The 11,314-nt window shown below is 68.5% G+C and carries 3 protein-coding genes; 2 read left to right on the top strand and 1 reads right to left on the bottom strand.

What is annotated here, in order from left to right; all coding sequences use genetic code 11:
* The first annotated feature begins 8 nt into the window (after window positions 1-8).
* Together ACIPK7_RS05790 and ACIPK7_RS05785 are read left to right on the top strand one after the other, a co-directional pair.
* Window positions 9-7,841, top strand: a complete 7,833-nt coding sequence (locus tag ACIPK7_RS05790) for an amino acid adenylation domain-containing protein (RefSeq protein ID WP_401086239.1) — start codon at window positions 9-11, stop codon at window positions 7,839-7,841.
* Window positions 7,838-8,800, top strand: coding sequence for an alpha/beta hydrolase (locus tag ACIPK7_RS05785; RefSeq protein ID WP_401086236.1), 963 nt, complete (start codon window positions 7,838-7,840; stop codon window positions 8,798-8,800). Before ACIPK7_RS05790 ends, ACIPK7_RS05785 begins: the two co-directional genes overlap by 4 nt.
* 188 nt (window positions 8,801-8,988) lie before the next feature.
* Here the strand turns inward: ACIPK7_RS05785 and paaZ are convergent, their stop codons facing one another.
* A complete protein-coding gene (paaZ, locus tag ACIPK7_RS05780; protein WP_401086233.1) occupies window positions 8,989-11,040 on the bottom strand; it encodes a phenylacetic acid degradation bifunctional protein PaaZ in 2,052 nt (683 codons plus the stop codon).
* Window positions 11,041-11,314 lie beyond the last annotated feature (274 nt).

Here is an 11,314-nt window from a genome sequence, read left to right as displayed (position 1 = left end):
GTGGGGGAATGAACCAGCCGATGGACGCCCAGCTGAAACAGGTCGCGGAGCGCCTTGGTGCGCTGTCCGAGGACAAGCAGATCATTTTCCTGCGTCAGCTGCGAGAGAAGGGCGTGAGCCTGTCGCGCCTGCCGATCCTCCGCGAGGGGCGCGAGCACGCGCCGCTCTCGGCGGCCCAGGCGCGCCTGTGGTTCCTCTGGCAGATGGAGCCGCACAGCGCCGCCTACAACATTCCCGCTGCCGTGCGCCTGCGCGGCGCGCTGGACGAGGGTGCGCTCCAGCGCGCCTTCGCCGCGCTGATCGCGCGCCATGAAAGCCTGCGCACGGTGTTCCGCGCGGCGCAGTCTGGGCACGCTTCCTCGGCGGATAACGCTGGCGCGTTATCCGCCCTACGGGAACCCGCTGGCGAGGTGCTGCAATGCATCCTGCCTCCCGGCCCGGCGCATCTGGAGGCGAAGGATTTCAGTAGCGAAGCCGAGGCGCGGCAATGGCTCAACGAGTGCGCCCAGCGCTCCTTCGATCTCGCCGAAGGCCCGCTGCTGCGCCTGCACCTGGCGCGCCTGCCGGGCGAAGCGCTGCTGCTGGTGAACCTGCACCACATCGTTGCCGACGGCTGGTCCATCGGCGTGCTGATTGACGAGTTCGCTGCGCTCTACAGCGCCGAGGTGCAAGGCACCCAGGCCCAGCTGGGCGCCTTGCCGATCCAGTACAGCGACATCGCCCGCTGGCAGCGCCTGTGGCTGGCGGCCGGCGAGGGCGAGCGGCAGCTGGCCTATTGGAAGGAGCAATTGGGCGACGAATCCCTTTTGCTGACCTTGCCGGGCGACCGGCCGCGCCCGCTGGTGCAGAGCTACCGCGGCGCGACGCTGGACTTCGAGCTGCCCCGCGCGCTCTGCGACGCCCTGCGCGAACTGGCGCGGGGGCAGGGCGCCACGCTGTTCATGCTGATCCTCGCGGCCTACCAGCTGCTGCTGTCGCGCTACAGCGGCCAGCGCGAGCTGCGCGTCGGCGTGCCCATCGCCGGTCGGGGCCGCGCCGAGAGCGAACGGCTGATCGGCTTCTTCGTGAATACCCAGGTGCTGTCGGCGCGCATCAACGGCGACGAATCCTTCAACGCCTTCCTCGCCTGCACCCGCGAAGCCGTGCTGGGCGCCCAGGCCAACCCGGACCTGCCGTTCGAGCAACTGGTGGATGCGCTGCAACCCGAGCGCAGCCTGAGCTACAACCCGCTGTTCCAGGTGGCCTGCAACCACCAGCCGAGCCGCCGCGACGCCTTGCGCGAGCTGCCCGGCGGCCTGCAGCTGGAAAGCCTGGAGCTGGACAGCGGCATCGCCAAGTTCGACCTGACCCTGAACACCGAGGAGAGCCGCGACGGCCAGATACGCGGGCAGTTCATGTACGCCACCGACCAGTTCGACGCGGCGACCATCCAGCGCCTCAGCGGGCACTTCCTCAACCTGCTGCAGGCCCTGGTGCGCGACCCGCAATGCCCGGTGGCGCGCCTGCCATTGCTGGACGGCAGCGAGCGCGAGCAACTGCTCTACGGCTGGAATACCACCGCGATGGACTTTCCGCGCGATGCCTGTCTGCACCAGCTGATCGAACAGCAGGTGCAGCGCTCGCCTGCCGACGTGGCGCTCACCGATGGCCAGCGCAGCTTCAGCTACGCCGAGCTGAACCGTCGCGCCAACCGCCTCGCGCACTGGCTGCGCGAGCAGGGCGTCGGCCCGGACCGTCGTGTCGGCGTCGCCCTGGAACGCTCGGTGGAGCTGCCGGTGGCCCTGCTGGCGGTGCTCAAGGCCGGCGGCGCCTACGTGCCGCTCGACCCGGAGTTCCCCGCCGAACGCCTGGCGCACATGCTCGAAGACGGCGGCGTGCGCCTGCTGCTGACCCAGCAGCACCTGCTCGGCGAGCTGCCGCAGACGGGCGCCCGCGCGTTCTGCCTGGACCGCGACTGGGCGCAGCTCGACGGTTACGCCGACAACGATCTGGCAAACCTCGCCAAGCCGGATGATCTGGCCTACGTCATCTATACCTCTGGCTCCACCGGCAAGCCCAAGGGCGTCGCCGTGCGCCACGGCGGCGTGATCAACTTCATGCTGAGCATGGCCCGCGAGCCGGGCCTGGACGCGCGGGACCGCGTGCTCGCGCTGACCTCGCTGTCCTTCGATATCTCTGCGCTCGAACTGTACCTGCCACTGCTGGTCGGCGGCCGCGTGGTGCTGGTCGACCGCGATGTCGCCCGCGACCCGACACGTCTGCTCGGGGTGGCGCTGGAGCAAGGCGTGACGGTGATCCAGGCGACCCCCAGCACCTGGACGCTGCTCAGCGGCCACGAAGACTTCCCGCGCCTGCGCGGTTGTCGCTTCTTCTGCGGCGGTGAGGCACTGTCCGCCGAGCTGGCGGACAAGCTGACCGCACAAACTGATGCTTTGTGGAACCTCTACGGTCCTACCGAAACCACCATCTGGTCGGCGGCCTGGAAGATAGAAAAGGGCGCCCGCGCACTGCTCGGCAAGCCCATCGCCAACACCCAGCTGTACATCCTCGATGGCGAGCTGCAACCCGCACCGATCGGCGTGGCGGGCGAGCTGTATATCGCCGGCGACGGCCTGGCGCGCGGTTACCACGGGCGCCCGGAGCTGACCTGCGAGCGTTTCATCGCCGATCCCTACGGTAGGGAATCCGGCGCGCGCATGTACCGCACCGGCGACCTCGCGCGCTGGCGTGCAGACGGCGTGCTGGAATACCTCGGCCGAATCGACCACCAGGTGAAGATTCGCGGCTTCCGCATCGAGCTGGGCGAGATCGAATCGCGCCTGCTCGGCCAGCCCGGCGTGCGCGAGGCGGTGGTCATCGCCCGCGACGCTGGGCAGGTGAAGCAACTGGTGGGCTACGTGACCGGCCAGATCGATACAGACCTGCGTGCCGCATTGCTGGAGGACCTGCCGGACTACATGGTCCCCGCGCAGATCGTCCAGCTCGAGCGCATGCCGCTGACCCCCAACGGCAAGCTCGACCGCAAGGCTCTGCCGGAGCCGGACTTCAGCCGGTTGCAGAAGACCTACCGCGCACCCGAGAGCGAGCGCGAGCAGACCCTGGCGGCCATCTGGTGCGCGGTGCTCGGCCTTGAACGGGTGGGGCTGGACGACAACTTCTTCGAGCTGGGCGGCGACTCCATCGTCTCCATCCAGGTGGTCAGCCGCGCCCGCGCCGCCGGCCTGCAACTGAGTCCGAAGGACCTGTTCCAGCACCAGACGCTGCAGGCGCTGGCCCGTGTGGCCGGTGACTTCGTAGCGACCGATGCGCCGGTTGCGATTGCCGCCATTGAGGCGCCGAACGCTGCGCAACTGGCGGTGCTCGGTCTGAATTCAGATCAGATCGAAGACCTCTATCCGCTGTCGCCGATGCAGCAGGGCATGCTGTTCCACGGCGTGGATGGCAGCGAGGGCGGCGTCTACGTCAACCAGCTTCGCGTGGAAGTGCAGGACCTCGACGTGGAACGCTTCCGCGCCGCCTGGCAGGCCGCGCTGGATGCCCACGACAACCTGCGTGCCGGGGTGCACTGGCAGGGCCTTGATCAGCCGGTGCAGGCCGTGCACAAGCATGTCCAGCTGCCGCTGGAAGTCCTTGACTGGCGCGGTCGCGAGGACATGGACGCGGCGCTGGACCAGCTGGCTGCCGCCGAGCGCAGCCGCAGCTTTGACCTGGAACAGCCGCCGCTGCTGCGCCTGGTGCTGGTGCGCAGCGCCGGGGCCAGCCACCAGCTGATCTACACCCACCACCACATCCTGCTCGACGGCTGGAGCAACGCCCAGCTGTTCGCCGAAGCATTGCGCCGCTACAACGGCGAGAGCATCGCCGAGCAGGGCCGCTACCGCGACTACATCCACTGGCTGCAGGTGCAGGACCAGCAGCAGGCCCAGAACTTCTGGAGCGGTCGCCTGCAAGGCTTTGCCCAGCCCACCGTACTCGCCGAAAGCCTGGCGCGCCCGGTCGAAGGCAGCGGCCACGGCCTGGAATACAGCCGCTACGACGCGGCGGCCACCGAACGCCTGAAGGCCTTCGCCCGCAGCCAGCGGGTAACGCTCAATACCCTGGTGCAGGCGGCGTGGATCCTCCTGCTGCAACGCTACACCGGGCAACAGCGCGTGGCCTTCGGCGCCACCGTGGCCGGGCGTCCTGCTCAACTGGCCGGCGCCGACAGCCTGCTGGGGCTGTTCATCAACACGTTGCCCATCGTCCAGGCGCCGGCAGAGCAAGCCGACCTCGGCGACTGGCTGCGCGAGCTGCAGGCCTACAACCTGGACGTCCGCGAGTTCGAGCACACGCCGCTGTACGACATCCAGCGCTGGGCCGGCCAGGCCGGGCAGGCGCTGTTCGACAGCATCATCGTGTTCGAGAACTATCCGGTCGACGAGGTGCTGCGCAGCGCCCAGGGGCCGCGTTTCGGCGAGCTGAAGTCGAAGGACGAGACCAGTATCCCCATGGACCTTGCCGTGCGTGTCGGCGAACGCCTTGAGATCGAGTACCAGTACCTGCGTGCGCACTTCAGCGCAGCCGCCGTAACGCGCCTGCGCTGCAATATGGAGCAGGTGCTGGAGAGCCTGCTGCACGGCGCCGGCAAGCGCGTCGGCGAAGTGCAATGCCTGTCCGCCAGCGACCGTGCGGCCCTGGCTGCCTGTTGTGGCCCGCACCAGTCGCTGCCGCCGGCCGAGCCGGTGCACCTGGCCATCGCCCGCCAGGCTGCGCTGCGTGGCGATGAGGTGGCGCTGATCTGCGGTGACGAGGAGATCGATTACGCGGCACTGGAGCGCGACTCCAACCGCCTGGCCCATCGCCTGATGGCGTTGGGTGTCGGCCCGGAAGTTCGCGTCGGCGTAGCCTTGCCGCGCAGCGTGTGCATTCCGCTGGCGCTGCTGGCGGTGCTCAAGGCTGGCGGCGCCTACGTGCCGCTGGACGCCGAGTACCCGCGCGAGCGCCTGGAGTTCCAGATGTCCGATGCCGGCATTGCGCTGCTGATCACCGACAGCCGCCTGCGCGAGCGCCTCCCGGTGCCGCCGGGCGTGACCTGCCTGGAGCTGGACGGCCTTGATCTGACCGACGAAGACAGTGACCTGCCGGTGGTGGCGCTGGAGGCGGAAAACCTCGCCTACCTGATCTACACCTCCGGCTCCACCGGCAGGCCCAAGGGCGTGGCGGTCAGCCATGGCCCGCTGGCGATGCACTGCGCGGCCATCGGCGAGCTGTACCGGATGGATGCAGCGACCCGCGAGCTGCACTTCATGTCCTTCGCCTTCGATGGCGCCCACGAGCGCTGGCTGACCACGCTGGTGCACGGCGGCAGTCTGGTGCTGCGCGGCGACGAGCTGTGGACGCCGGAGCAGACCTACCGCGTGCTGCACGACAAGCAGGTGAGCGTGGCGGCCTTCCCGCCGGTTTACCTGCAGCAACTGGCCGAACACGCGCTGCGTGACGGCAACCCGCCGCCGGTGCGCATCTACTGCTTCGGCGGCGACGCAGTGCCCAATGCCAGCTTCGAACTGGCCAAGCGCGCACTGCGTGCCGAGCAGCTGATCAACGGCTACGGCCCCACGGAAACCGTGGTCACGCCGCTGCTGTGGAAGGCCGACCGCGCGACATCCTGCGATGCGGCCTATGCGCCCATCGGCAAGGGCGTCGGTGCGCGCAAGCTGTACATCCTTGACGAGCAACTGCGTCAGGTGCCGCTGGGTGTGGCCGGCGAGCTGTACATCGGCGGCGACGGCCTGGCGCGCGGTTACCACGAGCGCGCCGGGCTGACGGCCGAGCGCTTCGTTGCCGATCCGTTCGATGCGAGCGGTGGCCGCCTGTACCGCTCCGGCGACCTGGTGCGCGGCCGCGCCGATGGCGTGATCGACTACGTTGGGCGCATCGATCATCAGGTGAAGATTCGCGGCTTCCGCATCGAACTGGGCGAGATCGAGGCGCGCCTGCAGGATCACCCGCAGGTCAGCGAGGCGTTGGTAGTGGCCCGCGACGGCATCAGCGGCAAGCAACTGGTTGGCTACGTAGTCGGCGAAGCGGAAGGCGATGCGCTGCGCAACTTCCTCCGCGAGCAGGTGCCGGACTACATGGTGCCGGCGCAGATCCTGCGGCTGGAACGCTTCCCGCTGTCGCCCAACGGCAAGATCGACCGCAAGGCGCTGCCTGAGCCGACCTGGCAGGGTGAGGCCTACGAGGCGCCGCGCAACGAGCGCGAGCGTGCCCTGGCGGTCATCTGGCAGGACGTGCTGCAAGTGGAGCGCGTCGGCATCCGAGACAACTTCTTCGACCTCGGCGGCGACTCCATCCTCAGCCTGCAGATCGTCTCCCGCGCCCGCCAGGCGCTGGGCGAGGGCGTGGAAATCCGCCTGCGCGACCTGCTGCAGTACCAGACCATCGCCGGCCTGCTGGAGCGCGCCGAGAGCGTGGCCGAGGCGGCGCCAACGACCGTGGCAGTGGCCGATGACGGTGAATCCTTCGGCCTGGTGCCTATCCAGCAATGGATGTTCGAGCAGCAGCTGGAAGAGCCGAACCACTTCAACCAGGCGGTGTTGCTGGAGTGCCGCCAGCGTCTCGATGCCGAGGCGCTGGAAGCGGCGCTGCAGGGCCTGCTGGCCGAGCACGGCAGCCTGCGCCTGTCGTTCGCCCGTGGAGCCGATGGCCTCTGGCGCCAGCGCTATCGCGAGGCCAGCGAGATTACCGGTGCGCTGCTCTGGCAGCGGCAAGCGGCAAATGCCGAGGAGGCGCTGCTGATCGCCAACCAGGCGCAGCGCAGCCTGGACTTGAGCGAAGGCCGGCTGCTGCGCGGCGTGCTCACCGACATGGCCGACGGCACCCAGCGCCTGTTGCTGGTGATCCACCACCTGGGCGTGGACGGCGTGTCCTGGCGCATCCTGCTGGAGGAACTGCAGCAGCGTTACGTTGCACAGCTCTCGGGCGAGGCGGCGCCGCGCTTCGAGCGCACCAGCGCCTACCGCGCCTGGGCCGAGGGTCTGCGCGACTACGCCGACAGCCAACTGGCCCAGGCCGATCTGCCGTACTGGCTGGAGCAGACCGACACCGCCGGCCTCGGCGAGCCGCAACGCGACAACCCGCGCGGCGCCGAGCGCATGACGCACCTGGAGCAGCTGTTCCTGCGCCTGGACCGCCAGCAGACCCAGCGCCTGCTGAAGGTGGCGCCCGAGGCCTATCGCACGCAGATCAACGACCTGCTGCTGACTGCTCTTGGGCGCACGCTTTGCCAATGGTGCGACAGCGACTCGGTGCTGATCGGCCTGGAAGGCCACGGCCGCGAGGATATCCTCGACGAGGTCGACCACAGCCGCACCCTGGGCTGGTTCACCAGCCTGTTCCCGCTGCGCCTGACGCCGGGGCAGGGCGACTACGCCCAGGCCATCCCGGCGATCCGCCAGCAACTGCGCGCGGTGCCGGACAAGGGCATCGGCTACGGCGCCCTGCGCTATCTGGGTGACAGCGCGCTGCGCCGCCAGCTCGCCGCTCGCGCCGAGCCGCGCGTTACCTTCAACTACCTCGGCCAGTTCGACCAAAGCTTCGACGACAAGGCACTGCTCGTGCCGTTGCAGGAGAAGCCCGGCGACACCTACGCCGCCAGTACGCCGATGAACAACTGGCTGGAGATCGTCGGCCAGGTCTATGACGGCGAGCTGACGCTGCGCTGCATGTTCAGCCGCCGGGTGTTCCGCCCGTCGCGCATCGAGTCGCTGATGGCGCAGCTGCGCACGGAACTGGAAGGGGTGATCGGCCATTGCTGCGCCCAGGTAGAAAGCGGCGCGCGCCAGGAGCAAGCCACGGTATGAACGCAATGATGAAAGAGGTTGGCATGCTGCATCCGGAGATTTCCGCCTTCCTGGACATGGTCGATGACGGCCGCCGCACGGGCCGCCCGGCGCTGCACGAACTGCCGGTGGAGCAGGCGCGACGGGACTTCGAGGCTTCCTCGGAGTCACTCAAGGCCGGCGCACCGTCGATGCCGGTGGAAGACCTGCTGATCCCGGTGCGGGAGAGCCGCCAGCTGCCGGTACGTCTGTACCGGCCAGTGGGAGCTGGTGACGCGGCGATCCTGTATTTCCACGGTGGCGGCTACACGGTCGGCAGCCTGGATTCCCATGACGGGCTGTGCCGGTGGCTGGCGAAGCACTGCGATTGCGCGGTGATTTCGGTGGGTTACCGGTTGGCACCGGAGGCACCGTTCCCGGCTGCGACCCATGACGCCCGTGATGCCTGGAACTGGTTGCTGGAGTCCGCCGCCAACCTCGGCCTGAATCCGCGCCGCCTTGCGGTTGGCGGCGACAGCGCGGGCGCCACGCTGGCTACCGTGCTCAGCGCGGAGCTGGCGGGCGAGGGCGCCGAGCAGCCCTGTGCCCAGCTGTTGTTCTATCCGGCAGCGGACGCCAGTGTGCGCAGCGAATCCCAGGAGCTGTTCGCCGAGGGCTATCTGCTGGAAACGGCCAGCCTGGACTGGTTCTACCAGCAGTACGTGCCTGACGTTACGCAGCGAGGTGATTGGCGCTGCTCTCCGGTCCATGCCGGTGCAGCTTTGCAAGGTAGCGCTCCGGTATTGCTGTTCGCGGCCGAGTTCGATCCCTTGCTGGACGAAGGCCTGGCCTACGCCCGCGCCCTGGTGGAGCAGGGCGTGGAAGTGGAAGCGGAGCGTTGCTGTGGGATGACCCATGATTTCCTGCGCATGGGCAATCTGGTGCCGGAGGTGGAGGGCTATTACCAGCGCGTCGCGGAATTTCTCGCGGCGCGCCGGTAATGGTCGCGTGCCCTTCCTGCGCGAAGTTCTTCGCGAGAGTCTTCCCTCTCCCATCGGGGCGGGAGGCGCTGGCATGCGTCTTCGGAGGAAGGCTGATGTTCCTATGGACAGATCGCATTATCAGCAGGCATCAAAAAACCGGCCCTGGGGCCGGTTGAAGATGAAACGGAGGCTGAAGCCGCCCGGCATCAGTCGCGCTTGAGTACCAGCGTCAGGATGTCGTAGCTGGCTACCAGCTCGCCGAGCTGGTTGGTGACTTCCACGTCCCAGGCCACCACGCCCTGCGGTTCGCCCTTGGGGCTCTTCTTGCCCTGGTCGATCTTGCGTTTGCAGGTCAGGCGGGCCTGGATGGTGTCGCCGATGCCCACCGGGTTGATGAAGCGCAGGGTGTCCAGGCCATAGTTGGCCAGCACCGGGCCGACGCCGGGGGAGACGAACAGGCCGGCCGCCGCCGAGAGCACGAAGTAGCCGTGGGCGATGCGCTTGCCGAACTGCGAGTCCTTCGCCGCCAGCTCGTCGAAGTGCATGTAGAAGTGGTCGCCCGACAGGCAGCCGAAGTTGACCAGGTCAGCTTCGGTGACGGTGCGGCGGTGGGTCAGTAGCGACTCGCCGATCTTCAGGTCGTCGAAGTAGCGGCGGAACGGGTGCACTTCGGTCTCGTAGACCTTGGCGCCGCGCACGTATTCGCCGGTGACGGCCATCAGCATGGTCGGCGAGCCCTGTACCGCGGTGCGTTGCAGGTAGTGCTTCACTGCGCGCAGGCCGCCCAGTTCTTCACCGCCACCGGCGCGACCCGGGCCGCCGTGCTTGAGCACCGGCAGCGGCGAGCCGTGGCCGGTGGATTCGGCGGCGGATTCGCGGTCGAGAATATGCAGACGCCCGTGCAGCGCGCCCATGGCCGGGACGACCTTGGCGGCTACCTGCGGATCACGGGTGACCAGGCTCGCCACCAGGCTGCCCTTGCCGCGGGCGGCGAGGGCGATGGCTTCGTCGATGTCGTCGTAGGCCATCAGAGTGCTCACCGGGCCGAAGGCCTCGATGTCGTGGGCGCCGCCTTCGGCATGCGGGTCGCGGCTGCGCAGCAGGGTCGGGGCGAAGAACGCGCCTTCGCTGACGCCGTCGCCACGCGGGGCGAAGCCATCCTTGGCGCCAAAGATCAGCTCGCTGGACTTCAGCAGCGCTTCGACGCGCTCGGCGACGTCGGACTGCTGGGCGTGGGAGGCCAGGGCGCCCATCTTCACGCCTTCCACCGACGGGTCACCGATCACGACCTTGGCCAGGCGCTCACGCAGGCGCTCGGCCACGGCGTCGATGTGCTTGGCCGGAACGATGGCTCGGCGGATGGCGGTGCATTTCTGCCCAGCCTTGGTGGTCATCTCGCGGGCCACCTCCTTGACGAAGAGGTCGAACTCCTCGTCGTCCGGGGTGACGTCCGGGGCGAGGATGGCGCAGTTCAGCGAGTCGGCCTCGGCGTTGAATGGCACCGAGTTGCGGATCAGGTTGGGGTTCACGCGCAGCTTGGCGGCGGTGTCGGCGGAGCCGGTGAAGGTCACCACGTCCTGGCCCTGCAGGCGGTCCAGCAGGTCGCCGGTGCCGCCGATGATCAGCTGCAGGCTGCCGGCGGGCAGCAGGCCGGACTCGTGCATCACGCGCACGGCGGCTTCGGTGATGTAGCTGGTGGCGGTGGCTGGTTTGACGATGCACGGCATGCCGGCGAGGAAGCTCGGCGCGAACTTCTCCAGCATCCCCCAGATGGGGAAGTTGAAGGCGTTGATGTGCACGGCGATGCCGCCGCGCGGTACCAGGATGTGGCTGCCGGCGAACTTGCCAGTCTTGCCCAGCGGGGTGGCCGGGCCTTCATGGACGACGTTGCCCGACGGCAGCTCGCGGCCGCCGACGCCGGCGTAGGCGAACAGGGTGCCGGCGCCGCCTTCGATGTCGATCCAGCTGTCGGCGCGGGTGGCGCCGCTGTGGCGGGAGATCTCGTAGAGCTGTTCCTTGCGCTCGGTCAGGTACAGCGCCAGGGCCTTCAGGCGCTGGGCGCGCTGCTGGAAGTCCATGGACATCAGTTCTTTCAGGCCCTGCTCACGGGCATGGGCGACGGCTTGCCCGAAGTCCAGCGCCTCTTCGTGGGTGCGCGCGACGGTCTGGCCGTTGAGCGCGCTACGCAGCGCCTGGGCGCCATGCTGGCCGACCCAGCGGCCGCCGATGAAACTTTGCAGGATTGGCTCTTGGGCCATGGTTGTCTTCCTCCGGATCGCTACGCAAGGGTGCCGGCTGCTGCCGGTGACCGCCGCGCCGGGTGGGCGTTGGCGGCACTTTATAAAATGGCGGGACGGGGCCGCCGGATCAGGTCCGCCAGAGTCTTTGTGGGGCACTGGCGGTGGAACATGAACGATTCGTCGTGGGGCGGGGCCGATCGCGGACGGAGTCCGCTCCTACCCAATGTCGAACCCCGCGTAGGAGCGGACTCCGTCCGCGATCAGGGTTCCGCTTCATGCCGGAAATCGGCAG

It is taken from the genome of Pseudomonas sp. NPDC086581, from assembly GCF_044746165.1.
In the GTDB taxonomy this organism is placed as follows: domain Bacteria; phylum Pseudomonadota; class Gammaproteobacteria; order Pseudomonadales; family Pseudomonadaceae; genus Pseudomonas.
The sequence above is the reverse complement of the archived record's forward strand: the minus strand, read 5'-3'. Positions and strand labels throughout refer to the sequence as shown.

What these genes read in the sequence shown, in the direction of transcription:
- ACIPK7_RS05790 (WP_401086239.1), top strand. Translation starts at nt 9, where the DNA reads ATGAACCAGCCGATGGACGCCCAGCTGAAACAGGTCGCGGAGCGCCTT.
- ACIPK7_RS05785 (WP_401086236.1), top strand. Translation starts at nt 7,838, where the DNA reads ATGAACGCAATGATGAAAGAGGTTGGCATGCTGCATCCGGAGATTTCC.
- paaZ (WP_401086233.1), bottom strand. Translation starts at nt 11,040, where the DNA reads ATGGCCCAAGAGCCAATCCTGCAAAGTTTCATCGGCGGCCGCTGGGTC.